Raw genomic sequence first — 16,437 nt, forward strand, 5'->3', positions numbered from 1 at the left:
GCCGTGGCTGCTCGTACGGCAGCCGACCGAAAAGGCGACAGCCCCCGGGGGCCACCGGGGGCTGTTCGAACGGACCTATCTGGAGGCCCTGTTGCACACCCTCAGCATGACACACCCGCTCCCCCCGCCTGCGGCCGCGAGCGGTGAGACGACGACCCTCGAAGCCCTGCGCCGGGTCGTCGACGAGCAGATCGGTCCCCGCGACATGGGCGCGATCTACCAGAACAGCGACGGCGCCTTCGAGGTGCTCGCCGTGGTCCGCGACCCGCAGCGGGCCCGCGAGCTGCTCAAGCGCCGCTGCGCCCAGTGGGCGCTGATCGTGAAGGACGTGCTCCGCCCCGGCGGCGAGCCCTTCGCGATCGGCACCGTATGGACGGCGTCGGACCACCTGGTCCGCGAGGCCGGCGTGGACGGAGGCGCGAAGTAATGGACTGGCGGTTCCGCGCTCAGTGCGCCAACGAGGACCCGGAGCTGTTCTTCCCGATCGGCAACACCGGCCCGGCCCTGATCCAAATCGAAGAGGCCAAATCGGTCTGCCGTCGCTGCCCCGTCATGGAGACCTGTCTCCAGTGGGCGTTGGAGTCCGGCCAGGACTCCGGCGTGTGGGGCGGCCTGTCCGAGGCCGAGCGGCGCTCGCTCAAGCGGCGCGCAGCCCGCAACCGCGCCAGCCAGGCCAAGAAGGGGGCGACGGCATGAGCGACGCCGAGCGCCAGCGCCTGGAGGACGCGCTCCGCCGCACCAACTCCGATCACGACTTCGGCCGTCGCGCGCATGGCTGACGACCTGTACCAGCGGTACATGGCCGCCGACCGGGCGCTCCGCGAACACGCCGACACCTGCACGGCCTGCACGCCTGAGTCCCTCTGAGGGGCCGGGGCCCGGCTGGTCGAGTCGTTCGGCCGGCTGCAGGACGCCTACCTCAACCGCAACAAGGGCTGAACCTCCCCGAGTTGCCTGTCGCCCCCGCCCTGCGGCGGGGACGGCAGGGAGCGCACGGGGCCTCCCCGATTCCGCTCCGCTGGCTCCCGCCGGCCGGGAGTGGCACCCAACTTCGCGCCCGCCGACCGGGCCTTCGGACAGCAGCCCGCCCGCACCACGGGCCGACGCCCTGTCCTCGCCCGCCAGGTCGGGCAGGCCACCGGGGCTGAGCGACCCCCACCCGCCATCCCCCGCCGCCCCGGCACGACCGATCAAGGAGCACAAGATGACGATCCCCGCGGACCTGGTCCGCTCCGACCCCGAACCGGCGACCGACCACTTCCCCGCCCCCGACACCCCGCCCGCCCTGCGGGCCGACATCCACCTCGAGCCCGGCCTGAATGCCGAGACCGACGACGTTCCGCAGACCACGGAATCCGAGCCGGACGGCGACCCGCGCACCATGCGGCTGCTCGCCACTATCGCCGGAGTCGGCGGCCTGGTACTCGCCTCGATCGGCTTCACCGGCTCGTACAACACCCTGCGCCACCTCGCGGAGGGCAAGGGCTTCGGCCTTTTCTCCTACGCGTTTCCCATCGGGATCGACGCGGGCATCCTCGTGCTCCTGGCGCTCGATCTCTACATGATGCGCAAGCGGATGCCGCTGCCGATCCTGCGATGGGCCGCCCACGGCCTGACCACCGCCACGGTGGCGTTCAACGCGGCCGCCCCGCCCGGGCCGGTGTCGGCCGACCCGCTCGCGGCGTCCATGCACGGCGTGATCCCGGTGCTGTTCATCATCGCCGTGGAGGCCGCCCGGCACTACATCGGCCGGATGGCCGACCTCCTGGCCGGCGCCACCCCGCTCGGCTCGGTCCCGCTGACCCGGTGGATCCTCGCCCCGCTGTCCACGCCGCGCCTGGCCCGCCGGATGCGGCTCTACAACCTCCCGTACAAGGCGGTCGCCGCCCAGCACCAGCAGCTGCGGATCTACCGCGAGGGCCTGCGCCAGAAGTACGAGGACGACGAGAAGTCCTGGCGCAAGGCGGCGTCGGCGAACGAGATGCTGCCGTTCAAGCTGGCGCCCTTCGGGTTCAGCGTGGAGCGCGCCCTCGGGGTGCCGCTGGTGGAGGAGACCAAGCGGATCGAGAGGGAGGCCGAGGCCGCTGTTCAGCGTGCCGAGGCCCAGATTCAGCGAGTGAAGACCGATGTTCAACTCGGGGCCGCTCGCATTCAGGCGGAGGTCGACAAGATCCGCGCCGAGGGGCAGCTGAAGATCGCCCGAGCCGAAGCGGAACGCGAGGCTCAGGCGGAGATTCAACGAGCCGAGGCGGACTTTCAACTCCGTGAGGCCAAGCGTCAGCACGCGCTCAAGCTCACTGAGGACCAGGCCGCCGCCGAGGCGCAGGAGCTCGCCGACGAGACCGAGAAGCGCCGCACCCTCGCCCAGATCGAGCGGGAGAAGGTGCAGGCCAGCTGGGGTCTGGAGAAGCAGCAGATGGCCACGCAGGCCACCGAGGACGAGCGCCGGATCCAGGCTGATGCCGCCGCCCGCGCCCAGCAGGACGAGCTCGCCCGCCAGGCCGGGATCGCCCAGGAGCAGCAGCGCCTGGCCGAGGCCGAAGCGGCCCGGGCGAAGGCCCTCGAAGAGGCAGCTGAACACGAGCGGAAGGAGGCTGAACACCGCGCCGCGACAGTGAACACGGCCAAGCAGGAGCAGCTCGACAACGAGGAGATCGCCGCTTCCGCCGCCCGCCAGGAGGCCGCGAAGGAGGAGGCCGCTGAACTCCGCGCCCGCGCCGCTGAACACGAGGCGCGTGCGGTTGAAGCCGCCGCCCTGGCGCGCATGAGCCAGGTCGACTGGGACACGCACCGGGTCGCCGCGATGATCCAGGCCCGAGGCGAGAGCGCGGTCACCGTCCGCGTCATCTCCGAGGAGCTGGGCATCTCCACCGGCTCCGCCCAGGACCGCAAGCAGCGCGCGCTCCAGCTGCTGGACGAGCAGGACGGCGGTCAGACCGACGTCCTGCAGCCGGGACAGGCTCAGGCGGCCTGAAAGGGCCGCCTGACCTGCGAAGACGAGCTATTCGACGGCTCCACCGGCCCCCGAGCTGCTGCTGACAACTCGGGGACGCGGTGAAGGCGCCGAAGCGCCGGCCCCAACCCTGCCACGAAAACGCCCTGGAAGGAGGCAAAACCGCAGGTGAGCGACACCAACGAAACCGCCCCGTGGAACAACCCGCCGCAGCGGAAGAAGACGCTGCGGCGCAAGCGGGCCGAGAAGCAGGCCCGGCGCGCGCAGCACTGGGGACAGCGCCTGGAGGAAGCCCGCCAGGAGGGCCCGGACATGGTCGCCGCGGTCACCTTCGACCGCCTCCGAGGCGTCCTCGACAAGCTCCCTGCGGACGCTCGCGCCCGCGCCTACGAGGCCGTCACACAGGCCCTCGAGCACATCCGCGAGACGCACGCACAGTGACCGCCCGGCTGTGACACGAGCTGTGACGAGACCTGTGACAAGCCGCTGTGACAGCCGAAACAGACCCCACCCGTACGGCCGCGCGCACCCACGCGCACAGGCGCGCCAGTGCGCGCGCGAGAGTACGACGCTCTGTAACGCCCTGTCAAACCCCCACCGAGTCCAGGAAGGACACCCAAAACCATGATCGACGCCGCTGTCAGCGCCGCCGCCGGCGGGGCCTGCGCCGGGTCCGCCGCGCTCCTCTACTACGCGGAGAAGCTGCCCGGACTGAACAAGGTCACCAACAAGCTCCACACCGACCGCGCCCAGGCCGTCCTGATCGCCACCGCCTCAGCCGCCATGGTGGCCACCCCGGCCGGCCAGTGGTGGAACGAGACCGTCAGCACGGTCAACGACTGGTCGACCAGCTCGATCGGCGAGTGGACCGGCCTGATCGTCACCGGCTTCCCCGCCCTGTTCGTGACCGCCGTGTTCGTCAACGACCTGGTCACCAAGAAGGTGGAGATGCGCACCCGCATCCTGGGCGCCGTCCTGCCGGTCCTCGCCTCCACCATCCCCGGCCCCATCGGCGAGTTCATCCAGACCTCCCTGGCCTGGGTCATCACGACCGTCGGCCACCTGGTCGCCGGCGCCTTCGGCCTGGCCTGAGCAGGAGGTATCGAGTCGTGTTCGAACTCATCCTGCTGATCGCCATCGCCTACGCCGGAGCCCGCGGCGTGGAGAAGGTGGCCGGCACCGACGACCGCCGCTACGACACAGCGGAGTCCCGCAAGACCGTCGAGAAGGTCGCCGCCAGCGGCCCGAACGACGGCTCCACCACCGTGGTGAAGAAGCCCGCACCGGCCGAGCCGGGCGGCACCTTCAGCGCCGCAGCCCCGCGCAGCGCGAAGATCGGCGGCAAGGCGGCGGTCCCGCTCGCGGTCATCACCGAGACCGGCTCCACCATGTGGAAGGCCGTCGGTGAGGGCTACCGCGAACGCTGGCCGGAGATCCGCGAAGAGCACCGCCGCAAGATGGCCGAGAAGGCCGAAGCGCGGCGGAAGAAGAAGGAAGAGACCGAGGCGAAGAAGAAGGCGGAGGAAGCCGCGGCCAAGGCCGGGCCCCCGCCGCCCTACCCGCCGATGCCCACCGACCCGCCGAAGACCGACGACCCGGACGCGAAGGACGGGACGGAGGAGGCCAAGGCCAAGCCGGACCCGAAAACCGCCCCGGCACCGGCCGACACCGATCCCGACGACACGGCACGGCCGAAGACCGAGGCCGAACTCGAGCGCGAGCGGGCCGAGCGCGAGAAGGCGCGGGCCGACCAGGCCGAAGCCGATCGCGACGCGGCGAAGAAGGAAGCCGAGGAGGCCCGCGACCGCGCTGCGCCGGACAAGGTCCTTGCCGCGCAGAAGGAAGCCCGCGAGGCCAAGGAGCGCGAGGAAGCGGCCGAGGAACGGGCCCGCGCTGCCGAAGCCAAGACCTCCGAGGCGAAGCCCGCCGACCCCGAATCCCCCGCAGGGCGCCGCCACCTGGCGGTGGTGCCCGACCCCGCACAGAACGGAGACCTCATGTCCTCACCCGCCACCGTCATCCCCGAGATCCGCACCCTGGACGGGCTGATGAACGCGCTGACCCTGACGAAGGCGATGTGCGAGATGCGCTCGGAGGAGGCCCTCGCGATCGCCGCCGACGACAAGGCCCTGTCCGACCGGCTGGACCAGATCGAGGCGGAGATGGCCGCCCTCGAGGTCGACGACAAGACCCGCGCGGAGGTCGACACGCTGCGCGAGTCCATCCACACCCAGTCCCGGGCCGCCGCGACGTACGGCGCCGCCGCCAAGGACGCCGGCGACTTCGCCGTCGCCGCCGCGGCCGCCGCCTACAAGTCCCACGGCGGCATAGCCGAGGCCGTCCAGTCCTCCCCGATCGAGCAGGCCGCCCAGGCCGGCTACTACGACCGGTGAGCGAGCCCCGGCGGGTCGAACCGTACGTGTGGACGTGGGAGGAAGACGGCATCTCCCGCCAGGTCAACGTCCACTACACGCGGATCGGCACCACCGTCATCTACGCCCCCCGCCACTCCGGCGACTGGCTGCCGTGGTTCGACGCCGACTACGAGTTCGAGAGCGACCGCGGCCGGTGGGCGGAGGAAGACATCGTCACCCTCGGCTCCCCCGACGATCCCGGCTACGGGCTGATCGACCCGGACGACGACATCGACGCCCCCGAGGACTTCAGCGGCGTCATCGAGGACGTCGCCTCCGATGAACACCCCGAACAGGAAGGAACCCGACCTATGGCGATCACGAAGATCGGCGACGTCGTCAACCACAGCGCCCTCCTCAACGCGCTCAACACGATCCGTGCGGAAGTCGAATCCCGCCAGGAGGACGTCGACAACCTCGCCGCCTGGTCCGGCGAGATGGCCGAGCGGATGAACGGCGTCGCCGAGGAGCTGAAGGCGCTCAAGGTCGACAACTACACCGTCGGCAACATGAACATGCTCGGTGACCTGATCACCGGGCAGAAGACCGCCGCCGACGCGTACAAGAACGCCACCGACATCTCCGTCAACCAGGCCGAGGTCGCCGCGCGCACCGCGCACCGCCACCACGGCCGCATCCAGGACGCCGTCGACGACGCCGACGTCCCGATGGCGCAGAACACCTTCTACAACGCCGACTAGGCAACCCACCCGCACCCTGCCAGCCCCCGGGCCCGCCAACTGGCGGGCCCGGCCCCTGTGTTGCCCAGGCGCCCCCGACCCGCGCCCCAGCCGGGCTCGGTTCGGAGGCGGTGGGGAGCACCGGGCTCCCGACCCCGTCCTCCAACGCCCCGAGCATGAAGGGAATACCGCCGTGCGTGCCCCGAAGGAACACAGCCCCCAGTACCTGAAAGGCGTTGTCGACTTCGCCTCCTTTGTCGCTGCGCAGAACAACGAGAACCTGGCCCAGGCGGCGACCGGCAAGAAGCAGTCCCGCACCCTCTCGGAGTGGGCGCTCGACAACCGCGGCCGCCTCACCCTCGCCGCCACCGCCGCCAGCATGGGCCCGGCCGGCGAACTGCTGTCCGCCACGCCCGACGGCTGGAAGACCGCTCTCACCCTCGGGTTCGCCGGGGCCGCGGCCGCCGGGGCCTGGGGCTGGGCGCCCGGCCTGGTCAAGTGGAAGGGCGTGTGGCGGCCCGCCCGCACCCTGCCCGCCGAACACGACCGCTACATCGGCCTGTCCATGCCCCTGACCGGCTCTGCCCTGCTTACCACGATGGCGAGCGTGGGCGGGCCCGAGTGGGGTGACAACCCCTGGTGGGGTTTCTCGCTGGTCTGGTCGTTCGGCTACGGAGCCTGGACCTGGCAGCGCTGGGGACGGCGCCCGGCGGCGAAGACCCCGGGGCTCACCCGGCAGATGCTGGACTGGATGGAGTACGCCTCTGTCTCCGACGGCCCGTACCCCAAGAGCAAGCTCGTCTCGCCGGTCGCCCTGCCCAAGGGCGGCTGGTCGGCGGAGGTCCTCGTCCCCCGCGGCAAGAAGTTCGAGCTGCGGCTGGTGGAGACCGCCTCCTCCCTCGACATCGACGACCTCGACCTGATCACGATGGAGCCGCTCGGCCCCCGCCGCGGCCGCATCAGCGTGTTCACCGAGAACCCGCTGAAGAAGGGCACCCTGTTCGGCCCCCAGCACGTGCTGGACCCGGAGACCGGACTCGCCCCGATCGGCATCTACTACGACGGCGAGCAGGCCCACTACCGGTTCTTCCTGCCGGGCTCCGGCGCCGTGCACTCCTTCGTGACCGGCACCACCGGCTCCGGCAAGTCCCGCCTGCTGGACGGGCTGCTCGGCATCGAACGGCGCAGCCCCCTGGTCTGCTCGATCGTCATCGACCCGCAGTCCGGCCTGTCCCTGCCGGACTGGCCCGACGGCGTGGCCGTGTTCGCCCCCGGCAACGCGTTCGGCATCGTCGTCCTGCGCGCCATCCACGCCCTGATGAAGGAACGCGGCCAGCGCTACAACCGCATGAAGTGGGTCGACGACAAGGGCCGCACCCGCGTCGGCCGAGCCTTCTTCGTGCCGGGCGAGCCTGACCCGCTGGTGTCCATCACCCTCGACGAGGCGCACGACCTGCTCAACGACCCCGAGCACGGCGAGGAAGCCGTAAAGATCATCGGGGACCTCGCGAAGGAAGCCCGGAAGGTCGGCATCAAGTTCCGCCTCGCCAACCAGTCGCCGAACGCGAGCGAGCTCGGCGGCGAAACCCTGATCCGCGACCTGCTGCAGGGCGGCAACAACGCCGTCCTGCGCTCCGGTTCGTCCGCGACCGGCAAGCGGGCCGCAGGCAGCGCCCTGGCCGGGGTCGACCCGGGCGCCATCCCGAAGGAGTTCAACGACGGCACCACCACCGGCGGCCTCGGCTACCTCGCCGGACCCGACAACCGGGCCGCGATGTGGCGCGCCCCGTACGTCGAAGACCCCTTCGGCCTGGCCCACGAGGGCGAAACGACCGGCATCGAGCAGGACAGCATCGACGCCCTGCCGATCCTCCGGCACATCCTCGAAGAGCACGCCCTGATGCTCGCCCTGCGCAACGCGGGCGAGCAGTACACCTACGACCCGGACCGGTTCACCGACACGGCGCCGGCCCCGGCGAAGAAGCCGGGGAGGACGGCCGTCCCCGCGCCGTCCATGGAGAAGGCGCCCGACGCCGTGCAGCCCGATGCGGCGAAGTCCGACACCACGCGGAAGATCGTCGCCTTCCTCCACAAACACGGCAAGCCCGCACCCCCGGCGATCATCGCCAGGTCCCTGCAGATGACCGGCCCGCAGGTGCGCACCGCGCTGAAGCGGATGAAGGACGACCCGACGGTGCCGGTCGTCAACATCGGCCACGGCGCCTGGATCCACAAGGAGCACGCCGACGGCTACATGGCCGCCGCCTGACCCGACGACCTGCAGCCACCACCCCGCCCCACCACCGAGGCCGGTCCCTTCTCCCCCGAGGGGCCGGCCCCGGCCGTATCCGACTCCCCTGGAGCGCCCGATGAACACCGAGCAGCACCTGGTCGACCAGGAAGTCGGCCCCTACTCCCCCGCCGTGCCCACCGCGATCTGGCAGCCCGCCCCCCAGCACCACCAGGTCGTCGTACAGCAGGCCCCCGCCCCGGCCCTGACCCTGTACCAGGTGCCGGTGCCCGGCTCCGTCCAGGTCCAGCTCCCCGACGGCCGCATCGCCTGGGGCCGCCCCGTGGAGCACCGCCTGGACCCGGTCCCCGTCGCCACGCAGCGCGAGCCGATGCCCTCCTGGGCGAAGGCGATCGGCATGGTCGCCGGAAGCATCACCGCTCTCGCCCTCGGAGGCGCCGTCGCCCTCCGTATCGCCGCACCCGCCCTGGGAGGCCTCGTGGACGTGCTCGACATGCTCTGGAAGGTCGCCCTGGTGCTCGCCGTCATCCTGTTCGGCGGCGGGGCCGTCGCCCGCTCCCTGTTCGCCAAGGCCGCAGGCCACACCCGCAGCGACCACGGCACCGGCAGCGAGCCGTCGACCGTCGTCTTCGCCCCGCAGATCGACACCGGCGGCAACCGGCTCATCGGCCGCGGCGGCGACGTGAACATCCAGTGGGGCGACGGCAACCGCAACAAGCAGTAACCCCACCCCCCTGTCCTGCCGACCTGCCTGGTCCTCGGCCCGCCGCACGGCGGCCCCGAGGACCGGCCAGGCCGACCGGCCTGCCCGCGCCTCCCTCCCTTCTGCCTCGCCAAGGAGCGATCCGCCATGCCCAAGCAGCAGCCCGGACCCGTCCTCACCCTCCAGCCCGCGCCCCAGCCCGGCTGGTGGCAGACCAACCGCCACAAGGTCCTCGCCGTCCTCGCGTTGATCGTCGGCTTCCTGCTCGGCCAGAACAGCACCGACGCCCCGGCCGCCACCAGCACGCCGCCCGCGCACACCGCGCCCGCCGACAGCGCTACCCCGTCCCCGCCGTGACCCGGACCGCCCGCCCGGCTCTCGCCCCCGCCGCCCCGCGCGGCAGCACAGGGCGAGGACCGGACAGGCCGCCCGGCCCACACCAACCCGCCTGCAAGGAGCCTTCGTTGACCACCGCCCCCCTCAGCCCCACCGAGATCCGGTACTGCCAGCACGCCGCCAGAGTCGTCCGCATCGAAGCGCCCGTCGTCACCGAGCTGGTCGCGGCCATGGCCCACCTGGACCAGGCCCTCGAGGCCGACCCCCAGGACAGCACCGCCCACTACGCGCCCCGCAGCCAGGAGCACCTGGTCCCCGACTGGATCCGCGCCAACGCCGACAAGATCCGCGCGCAGCTGGACGCCCTCGTCAACCGCTACACCGACCCCGGCAGCGGCCTGCTCAGCCAAGTCACCGACCAGCCCGGCATGTGGACCGACCCGGCCACCGGCCGCACCTTCGACCTGGACGCCGACTACGTGCCCGCCATCGACGACGGCCGCCGCCCCGGCGTCGTGTGGCGCTACCGCGGCATGCACGCCGCCAGCGGAGCTCCGATCCTCCACCCCCACCACCTGCCCGACCGCACCCCGTGCGCCGGACCCTGCTGGCCCGTCGGTGCCGTCCCGACCATCGCCGTCGGCAGCGGCGCATGAACCATCCCGCCGTCACCGCCTTCACCGAGACCGCCGCCCTGTACGCCGTCATGAACGAGGACCAGCCGGGCGCCCGCCGCATCGTCGGCGACATGCTGCCCGGCGAACGCGCCCAGCTCGCCCAGCAACTGGACCAACTGCGCGAGCTGCTCGGCCCCCGCTGCGACGGCTGCGACGCCCTCACCCCCATCGGCACGAGCGTCCTCACCGACCCGCTGAGCCCCAAACGGCAGTACCTGTGCCGCGACTGCGCCGCCGCTCCCACTCCCGCGCCAGCGCCCTGACCCGGCCTGCCCGCCCGGCCTCCGGCGCCCCGCCTCTCGCGGCGGCTCCGGGGGCCGGACAGGCCGACCGGCCTCCCCAACACCTCGTCCCGCGCAGCCGTGCCCACGGACAACCCACAAGGAGAGCAGTCGCTTTGGCGAAAGCGCCCGCCGTCATAGGTGTCCTCACCGAGCCCGCCCCGCCCTCCTGGTGGAAGGCCGACCGGCACAAGGTCTTCCTCGTCCTCGGCCTGATCGGCGGCTTCTGCATCGGCACCCACAGCAGCGACGCCGCGACCAAAACCGACCCGCCCTGGCCGGCGCACACCGCGCCCGCCGACCCCAGCGCCAGCTCAAGCCCGTCCCGCTGACCACGAGAGGCGACACCACCATGAGCGTCACCCCGTTCCCCCACTCCCGCGCCGACCGCAAGCAGGAGCCCACCCCCCAGGCCCGGGCCTACGGCTGGTGGAAGCAGTTCAGCAGCGAACACGGCTGGCTCGGCCGCCGCCGCCACGACATCCGGATGGCCCCCACCCACGGCTGGCGGCTCATGGCTGGATGGATCAAGACCGTCATCGTCCTCGCCGTCGCCGCGGCCGCGTTCTTCTCGCTGTACGGCATCGGGGCCACGGTGATCGGCGCGGCGCGGGCCCTGCCGTGGTCCACCCCGACCGGCGACGACCACACCGGTCTGCTCGCCACCATCGACCAGCCGGTCCGGTCCTACCTCGCCACGCGCACGCAGGCGCTGCCCGTCGACGCCACCACCGCCTACAGCGTCTGGCAGGCGGTCGGCGTCGTCGCGTTCCTCCTTGGCTACCTCCGCAACGGCGGAGCCCGCCTCACCTGGACTGTGTGGGGCGCGGTCACCGTCGCCATGGTGTGGATCGGCACCCCCGGCCCCGGCCGCGAGGTAGCCGCCGGCATCGCGGTCCTGGCCTGGGCGGCCCTGTCCGTCCTGGCGCTGCGCGGCATCAGCCTCTCCCCGGCCGCCTTCATCGAGGTCGACGTGCACAACCAGACACCGCCCGCCCCCGAGGTCCGTGCCGAGATCCACTGCCACCACCCGGAGCCGAAGTCCTCCTACCAGCCGTACGACCCGCAGCCGCCGTCGCTGAACTGACCCTGACCGCTGCCTGTCCGGCCCGCGCCCCGCGCGCGGACCGGGCGGAGAACGGCCAGGACCATCAGAAACACCGCTGCGCCGCACGGAACGTCCGTGCGGCGCAGCGGTTGTTGGCCCGCCCTACATCGAGCGTGCCTCCCTGTCGCGCTTCCACTTGGGCACGCGATCCCAGGTCGCGGCCTACAGCTTGACTGCGTTGAGGTCCCAGGATGCGGGACCAGGGCGATCGAGACGTGGAGGGAAGTCCCGCCGCTTGCTCAGCGTGGTGATGCGCTGGGGCGAGACGCCGAGGAATTCGGCCACCCCGCGGGCGCTCGCAACATCCATGTCGTCGGTGACGGGGGCCAACGGTCGTTCGCCGGCGAACTTCGAGGTGTACGAACGGCGCTCGTTGCGCAGAGGCAGCTCAGCGTGCAGGGCTTCGTACTCGGCCTTCTCGGCACGTGGCCGGTCCGGAAACCACTCCAGGGTCAGTTTGGCGACGTCCTCCTCCCACCAGTCCTTCTCCCGGTGGTGGGTGCGGAAGCGGTCGTAGGGCTCACTCGAGATTCCCACGTACAGAAGCTCATCGCTCTCACTGAAAGCCCGGTATAACGCGGTCCGAGCGGTGGGGTCAGCAGCCATTGCCCCTCCTCTACTTGCTGCTCTTGGGACCAGGCTTCGCGGGCTCAATGCCGTTCTCGCGGGCGATCCGCCGCACGTACGCCGCCGTGAACGGAGATCGCTCCGTCACGTCGGTCGGCCGCATCCCGCCCTTCAGCGCCGCAACGACGGCTGCGACGGCGGCCTTTCGCGCCTCGTCGTGGGCTTCCTCGGTTTCTCTGTACTTCCGAGTGGCCTGATCCAGTGCCTGCTCAACATCCATGCGCAACAGGGTATCGCTACACGGTTGCGCATCGCTTCTCTGTATCGCTACTTTGTATCGCAACGGCGGATCGGTAATCCGGGCGAAGGGAGACAACCCGTGCGTGCAGGCGACTTCGACCCGCAAGAGAACGACGACCTGGTCGACGCCGACCCGTACGCCCCTGCCGAGCCCCAGGCGACCATCCCGGTCTACAAGCGCAACCAGGCCCCCGAAGGCCTCGCCACCAAACGGCAGTTGCGCGCCATGGGCCTCAGCAACGGCGGACTGGAAGTGGTCGCCGAAGTCGAGACCCGCGGTCCGAAGAACGGCTACCTCTACGAGATCGCCAAGGCGAGGCCGGTCCGGCCGATGACGCTCGCCCAGGAGTACGCGCTCGACAAGGCCATGGCCGCCCGCCAGACCTGCCCCGAGTGTCGCCGTCGCTTTTACGGCTGCCTGAGGACCTCGCTCGGCATCTGCCTGGAGTGCCACGACGGCACCCCCGCCCACCCCAGCTCCTACATCCCGCCGGCCTCCCCGAAGGCCGCCTGAGCGCTCTGCGCGACGACCACACCCAAAACATCCAACCGGGGGGAGAACCCGTGTTCAGCAAGGACCAGCTCGCCAGCCTCACCGGCGCCGACCGTGACGAACTCATCCGCGACTTCACGGCCGAGTACGGCGTCAGCGAGCCCACGGCCGCCATGGCGACCAACCTGTTCATCACCATCGCGTCCGCCATGCCCAAGGATCAGGCGCAGGAGGAGTTCCAGCAGGCCGTCACGCAGATGGTTGCGCAGGGCGAATCGTGGGCGCAGGAGCTCATCCAGGCGATGTTCAACAAGCGGCTGCCGGGCTTCCGCGCCACCTACCAGCGCGCCATCACCGCCGGCCAGGACCCCGCCGCCCATCTGGTGCGCGAGCACGCGGTGCCCGCCGCGGCCGCGGCCGAGCTCGTCACCCTGCTCAAGCGCGAGACCGGCGTGGCGACCACAAAGCCTGCCGACGAGCAGAACCGGCAGGAGGCGCCCGCCGGGCGGCCGTACCTCGCCGACGTCACCTGCCCGTCCGGCACGGTCAAGGTGACCGTCGACCCGACCGCCACGGCCCCCAGCGCGAGGGTGCGCACCGACGACGAGACCGGTCCCGCCGCGGACGCCGTGCGACGCAGCACCGTCTCCCTCGACGGCGACCGGCTCACCGTCCGCGTCCCGGAGCTCGAGGGCGTGGGCGGCGTCACTCAGATCATCAACACCGGCCGCGGCGCGCGGATCTATCAGAGTGTTGGCGGCGTGTACGGCTCCGTCACCGGCGTCACGATCGACGGCAACGGCAACATGACCATCGGCGGTGTCTCCGGCGGCGTCGCATCCAGCCCGATCGAGGTCCTCGTCACCCTCCCGGCCGGGTCCGGCGTCAAGGTGAAGTCGCACAACGCCCACCTCGAGGTCGACGGTCCGCTGGCCGCCTTGCGCATGGACACGCACAACGGGCACGTCCGTGCCGGAGTTGTCGGCCGGGCGAAGATCGACGGCCACAACGGCAACTACACCTTCGAGGCCATCCAGGAGTCGGTCGACATCGACTCCCACAACGGCCACACCATGATCGGCAGCTACAGCGGCAGCGACGCCAGCGTGACCACGCACAACGGCACCGTGAACCTTGCCGCCACCCCCCGTGCCACCGGCGGGATCGTGGCCCGCACCCACAACGGCTCGATCACCCTGCGCGGTGTGCGCGGCCGCCAGGACCTGGACGTCCGCACCAGCACCCACAACGGCAGCGTCCACAAGATCTGACCCGGCCCGCTTCTGCCGGCCCCGGCTCACCGCGCTTGGCGGTGAGCCGGGGCCGACGGTGGCCGACCGGCCAGCACCGCCCCGCCCGGGCGCGCCCGTGATCGTGCCCGGGCCGGGTCACCACTTCGGACCACCACCCCTTGGGGGAACCGTATGAGGCGCTTATGGATGAGCCGCGCCGACCGTGCCCGATGGCAGGCCACCCGCACCCTGACCGACCTCGGCAAGGTCACCGCCGCCTGGTGGGAGGGCACCGTGCGCAGCCTCCCCGGCCACCGCGCGAACCACCGCCCCCACCCCGCCCTCGCAGAGCACACCACGGCCCTGGCCACTGCCAACCGCGCCGGATTCCTCATCCCAGCCGCGCAGGCCGGCTTCGTCGACGGGCGGCTGCAGCAGCGCGCCGCGGTGCAGGGCTTCGCCACCGACCCGGCCCTCATCCGCCGCCTGGTCGACGCCGCAGAAGAGGCCGGACTCGAGATTGTCCTCAACGACCGGTACGACGCCTTCTACTTCTACGACGGGCCCGGCACCGGGATCGCCATCACCACAGGCGACGGCGCCGACAACCTCTTCGGCCAGGCCCTCGGCCTCCCGGAATTGAAGGCGATGTGGCCGAAGCTCCCGTACGCCGTGGACGCCGTCGCTTCCGCTCTTCAGATCACCCTCGCCGACCCGCGGTTCGGCCCCAGCACCCTCCTGTGGGACACCCTCACCGCCGCCATGCCGGCCGAACCCTCCCCCGCTCCGAAGATCATGTGCCGGGAGTGCGGCTGCACCTTCCGTAGCAACTGTGCTGACGGCTGCATCGGCGGCGTATGGGACCAGGCCGACGGCCGTTGCCCCGCCTGCATCGACCCCAGCATCGTCATCGACTGGTCGAAGAACTGCGACGGCGAGGAGAAGGAATGCGCTCTGTGCGGCGCCCCCTTCTTTCACGCCGGGTCGTACTGCTCCCTGGGCTGTGAGGCCGCCGACGGCTACAGCGAAGAGGACGACGAGAACGACGAGGAAGCGGCTGGGCAGCCGTCCCCCGCAGCCGCCCGCCCGTCCGGCAGCGACGTCGACGACCCGTGGGCCACCGGCCCGTCCTGAGCCCGGAGGCCACCCCCATGGACATCCGCATCACCTCGTTCGGGCACTTGCACGGCCCTCGGCCCGCCGGCGCGCACATCGTCCTCGACCTGCGCCAGCACTTCCGAGACCCGCACTTCGACCCGAGCCTGCGCACCCTGACCGCCCGCCACCGCAAGGTCATCCGGGCCGTGAAGCGCACCCCCGGCATCGAGCAGCTGCTCGCCGCCACCGTCGCCCTGGCTCAGGCCTACGCCCGCGGCCCCAGTGCCGGACAGTACCCGCTGCACATCGCGGTCGGCTGCGCGGGAGGCAGGCACCGCGCCGGTGTCACGGCCTACCTGCTGGCCCGGCGTCTGCGCCGCCGCGGCCACCAGGTCGCCCTCCACCACCGCGACCTGCACCGCCCCGTCGTCGAACGCGCCGCAGCCTGACGGTTCCCCGTGCCGCCCCAACCCGCCGACGCGGGTGGGGCGTTGCGGAGGACCGGGACAGCCCGGCCCCACACCGCAGACACCCTCTTGGAGGCCATCCGTGACCAAGACGCCTGTCCACTACATGGTGACCATGCCCGACGGCACCGTCCCGCCCACCGCCGGGCCCAGCAACGAGTACGCGACCGTCAACCTCGCCGAGCACGTGGGCCAGGTCGTCGACCACCCCAACCCCGGCAAGAAGTGGTACGACGTGAGCGCGTTCTCCTACTTCCGCACCTACACCCAGCGCGGCATCGGTGAGGTCCTCGAGCGCCGCGGCGAGTGGCCCCTCCAGTGGCCGGTCCGGCTATGGATCGTCGGACCGCTCGGGGAGACGGGTAACTGGGGCGGCAGGCACTACCCGTACTGGGTCCTGTGCCACCAGTTGAAGGTCGTAGAGGAGACCGAGATCTGGAGGGCCTTCGGGTACCGCGGCCCGCAGGTCTTCGACCTCATCGACCGCCAGCTCCCCGACCTGGCCCGGCAGTGGGCCGAAGAGTGGCAGAGCGACCCCGACTCGACCCGCCAGCGCTATGACGCCTGGAACGAGCGCCTGAGCGACACGCACGCGGTGTGCTGCTGGGTGCGCAACAAGGCGGATTCCTCGCGGCGGGAGGCGGCCAAGGAGGTGGCGCAGGAACTCGCCTCGGCCGCCGCCGAGCAGGCCGCGATCGCCGGTGGTGCCGCCGAGGACGCCGTCGCCGCGATCAGCCGCCGCGCCCGGTGCCTCGCGGCCGGTCAGCTGCTGCACGACCGCATCTGCCGAGGCGACTACGAGAAGAGCATCCGCGCGATCTTGCTCGGTGCCGGTCTCGACACGAACGCCCTCGCCCTCGCGAGCGCCTGAGCCTGA

At 71.5% G+C, this 16,437-nt stretch carries 21 protein-coding genes; 19 read left to right on the top strand and 2 right to left on the bottom strand.

Annotated features, from left to right (window positions below):
• Positions 1 to 106 precede the first annotated feature (106 nt).
• From ACWCPF_RS37250 to ACWCPF_RS37315, 14 genes are all read left to right on the top strand, one after another.
• Positions 107 to 427 (top strand): hypothetical protein, encoded by a 321-nt coding sequence (locus ACWCPF_RS37250; RefSeq protein ID WP_451049560.1) that lies wholly within the window; start codon positions 107 to 109, stop codon positions 425 to 427.
• The gene (locus tag ACWCPF_RS37255) at positions 427 to 696 is read left to right on the top strand and encodes a WhiB family transcriptional regulator (RefSeq protein WP_451049561.1); all 270 of its coding nucleotides are present in this window, start codon (positions 427 to 429) and stop codon (positions 694 to 696) included. Before ACWCPF_RS37250 ends, ACWCPF_RS37255 begins: the two co-directional genes overlap by 1 nt.
• Positions 697 to 1,204: 508 nt before the next feature.
• Positions 1,205 to 2,974 (top strand): DUF2637 domain-containing protein, encoded by a 1,770-nt coding sequence (locus ACWCPF_RS37260; protein WP_451049562.1) that lies wholly within the window; start codon positions 1,205 to 1,207, stop codon positions 2,972 to 2,974.
• Between the two features lie 147 nt (positions 2,975 to 3,121).
• Positions 3,122 to 3,394, top strand: a complete 273-nt coding sequence (locus tag ACWCPF_RS37265) for a hypothetical protein (RefSeq protein ID WP_451049563.1) — start codon at positions 3,122 to 3,124, stop codon at positions 3,392 to 3,394.
• Between the two features lie 183 nt (positions 3,395 to 3,577).
• Entirely contained in the window at positions 3,578 to 4,045 is a 468-nt protein-coding gene (locus ACWCPF_RS37270) for a hypothetical protein (RefSeq protein WP_451049564.1), read from the top strand.
• A 17-nt stretch (positions 4,046 to 4,062) separates the two neighbouring features.
• On the top strand, positions 4,063 to 5,346 hold the full coding sequence (locus ACWCPF_RS37275) for a hypothetical protein (RefSeq protein WP_451049565.1): 1,284 nt from the start codon (positions 4,063 to 4,065) through the stop codon (positions 5,344 to 5,346).
• The gene (locus ACWCPF_RS37280) at positions 5,343 to 6,068 is read left to right on the top strand and encodes a hypothetical protein (protein WP_451049566.1); all 726 of its coding nucleotides are present in this window, start codon (positions 5,343 to 5,345) and stop codon (positions 6,066 to 6,068) included. Before ACWCPF_RS37275 ends, ACWCPF_RS37280 begins: the two co-directional genes overlap by 4 nt.
• Positions 6,069 to 6,240: 172 nt before the next feature.
• The gene (locus tag ACWCPF_RS37285) at positions 6,241 to 8,316 is read left to right on the top strand and encodes a hypothetical protein (protein ID WP_451049567.1); all 2,076 of its coding nucleotides are present in this window, start codon (positions 6,241 to 6,243) and stop codon (positions 8,314 to 8,316) included.
• Between the two features lie 100 nt (positions 8,317 to 8,416).
• On the top strand, positions 8,417 to 9,022 hold the full coding sequence (locus tag ACWCPF_RS37290) for a hypothetical protein (RefSeq protein WP_451049568.1): 606 nt from the start codon (positions 8,417 to 8,419) through the stop codon (positions 9,020 to 9,022).
• Positions 9,023 to 9,148: 126 nt separating this feature from the next.
• Positions 9,149 to 9,358: a hypothetical protein gene (locus ACWCPF_RS37295; protein WP_451049569.1), complete on the top strand. Its 210-nt coding sequence runs from the start codon at positions 9,149 to 9,151 to the stop codon at positions 9,356 to 9,358.
• 107 nt (positions 9,359 to 9,465) lie between these two features.
• The gene (locus ACWCPF_RS37300) at positions 9,466 to 9,993 is read left to right on the top strand and encodes a hypothetical protein (RefSeq protein ID WP_451049570.1); all 528 of its coding nucleotides are present in this window, start codon (positions 9,466 to 9,468) and stop codon (positions 9,991 to 9,993) included.
• Positions 9,990 to 10,277 carry a hypothetical protein gene (locus ACWCPF_RS37305; protein WP_451049571.1) on the top strand — a complete coding sequence of 96 codons (288 nt, stop codon included), beginning with the start codon at positions 9,990 to 9,992 and terminating at the stop codon, positions 10,275 to 10,277. The genes ACWCPF_RS37300 and ACWCPF_RS37305 overlap by 4 nt, the downstream gene beginning before the upstream one ends.
• Before the next feature lie 134 nt (positions 10,278 to 10,411).
• On the top strand, positions 10,412 to 10,627 hold the full coding sequence (locus tag ACWCPF_RS37310; protein ID WP_451049572.1) for a hypothetical protein: 216 nt from the start codon (positions 10,412 to 10,414) through the stop codon (positions 10,625 to 10,627).
• A 20-nt stretch (positions 10,628 to 10,647) separates the two neighbouring features.
• Positions 10,648 to 11,382, top strand: coding sequence for a hypothetical protein (locus tag ACWCPF_RS37315; RefSeq protein ID WP_451049573.1), 735 nt, complete (start codon positions 10,648 to 10,650; stop codon positions 11,380 to 11,382).
• Positions 11,383 to 11,565: 183 nt separating this feature from the next.
• Here the strand turns inward: ACWCPF_RS37315 and ACWCPF_RS37320 are convergent, their stop codons facing one another.
• Both ACWCPF_RS37320 and ACWCPF_RS37325 read right to left on the bottom strand, forming a co-directional pair.
• Positions 11,566 to 12,009, bottom strand: a complete 444-nt coding sequence (locus ACWCPF_RS37320; RefSeq protein WP_451049574.1) for a GIY-YIG nuclease family protein — start codon at positions 12,007 to 12,009, stop codon at positions 11,566 to 11,568.
• 10 nt (positions 12,010 to 12,019) lie between these two features.
• Entirely contained in the window at positions 12,020 to 12,250 is a 231-nt protein-coding gene (locus ACWCPF_RS37325; protein WP_451049575.1) for a hypothetical protein, read from the bottom strand.
• 99 nt (positions 12,251 to 12,349) lie between these two features.
• On the opposite strand from ACWCPF_RS37325, the gene ACWCPF_RS37330 reads away from it, so the two are divergent.
• From ACWCPF_RS37330 to ACWCPF_RS37350, 5 genes are all read left to right on the top strand, one after another.
• Complete coding sequence (locus ACWCPF_RS37330) at positions 12,350 to 12,784, top strand: RRQRL motif-containing zinc-binding protein (protein WP_451049576.1); 435 nt, start codon at positions 12,350 to 12,352, stop codon at positions 12,782 to 12,784.
• A gap of 50 nt (positions 12,785 to 12,834) precedes the next feature.
• Positions 12,835 to 14,034 carry a hypothetical protein gene (locus ACWCPF_RS37335; RefSeq protein WP_451049577.1) on the top strand — a complete coding sequence of 400 codons (1,200 nt, stop codon included), beginning with the start codon at positions 12,835 to 12,837 and terminating at the stop codon, positions 14,032 to 14,034.
• 168 nt (positions 14,035 to 14,202) lie between these two features.
• Positions 14,203 to 15,129 (top strand): DUF6919 domain-containing protein, encoded by a 927-nt coding sequence (locus ACWCPF_RS37340; protein WP_451049578.1) that lies wholly within the window; start codon positions 14,203 to 14,205, stop codon positions 15,127 to 15,129.
• 17 nt (positions 15,130 to 15,146) lie between these two features.
• A complete protein-coding gene (locus ACWCPF_RS37345; RefSeq protein WP_451049579.1) occupies positions 15,147 to 15,542 on the top strand; it encodes a RapZ C-terminal domain-containing protein in 396 nt (131 codons plus the stop codon).
• Positions 15,543 to 15,642: 100 nt separating this feature from the next.
• Positions 15,643 to 16,431: a hypothetical protein gene (locus ACWCPF_RS37350; protein WP_451049580.1), complete on the top strand. Its 789-nt coding sequence runs from the start codon at positions 15,643 to 15,645 to the stop codon at positions 16,429 to 16,431.
• The last annotated feature ends 6 nt before the right edge of the window (positions 16,432 to 16,437 follow it).

The organism is Streptomyces sp. NPDC001858, from assembly GCF_053594615.1.

Coding starts and splice junctions, on each gene's coding strand:
- ACWCPF_RS37250 (WP_451049560.1), top strand. CDS start 107: ATGACACACCCGCTCCCCCCGCCTGCGGCCGCGAGCGGTGAGACGACG.
- ACWCPF_RS37255 (WP_451049561.1), top strand. CDS start 427: ATGGACTGGCGGTTCCGCGCTCAGTGCGCCAACGAGGACCCGGAGCTG.
- ACWCPF_RS37260 (WP_451049562.1), top strand. CDS start 1,205: ATGACGATCCCCGCGGACCTGGTCCGCTCCGACCCCGAACCGGCGACC.
- ACWCPF_RS37270 (WP_451049564.1), top strand. CDS start 3,578: ATGATCGACGCCGCTGTCAGCGCCGCCGCCGGCGGGGCCTGCGCCGGG.
- ACWCPF_RS37290 (WP_451049568.1), top strand. CDS start 8,417: ATGAACACCGAGCAGCACCTGGTCGACCAGGAAGTCGGCCCCTACTCC.
- ACWCPF_RS37295 (WP_451049569.1), top strand. CDS start 9,149: ATGCCCAAGCAGCAGCCCGGACCCGTCCTCACCCTCCAGCCCGCGCCC.
- ACWCPF_RS37305 (WP_451049571.1), top strand. CDS start 9,990: ATGAACCATCCCGCCGTCACCGCCTTCACCGAGACCGCCGCCCTGTAC.
- ACWCPF_RS37315 (WP_451049573.1), top strand. CDS start 10,648: ATGAGCGTCACCCCGTTCCCCCACTCCCGCGCCGACCGCAAGCAGGAG.
- ACWCPF_RS37320 (WP_451049574.1), bottom strand. CDS start 12,009: ATGGCTGCTGACCCCACCGCTCGGACCGCGTTATACCGGGCTTTCAGT.
- ACWCPF_RS37325 (WP_451049575.1), bottom strand. CDS start 12,250: ATGGATGTTGAGCAGGCACTGGATCAGGCCACTCGGAAGTACAGAGAA.
- ACWCPF_RS37340 (WP_451049578.1), top strand. CDS start 14,203: ATGAGCCGCGCCGACCGTGCCCGATGGCAGGCCACCCGCACCCTGACC.
- ACWCPF_RS37345 (WP_451049579.1), top strand. CDS start 15,147: ATGGACATCCGCATCACCTCGTTCGGGCACTTGCACGGCCCTCGGCCC.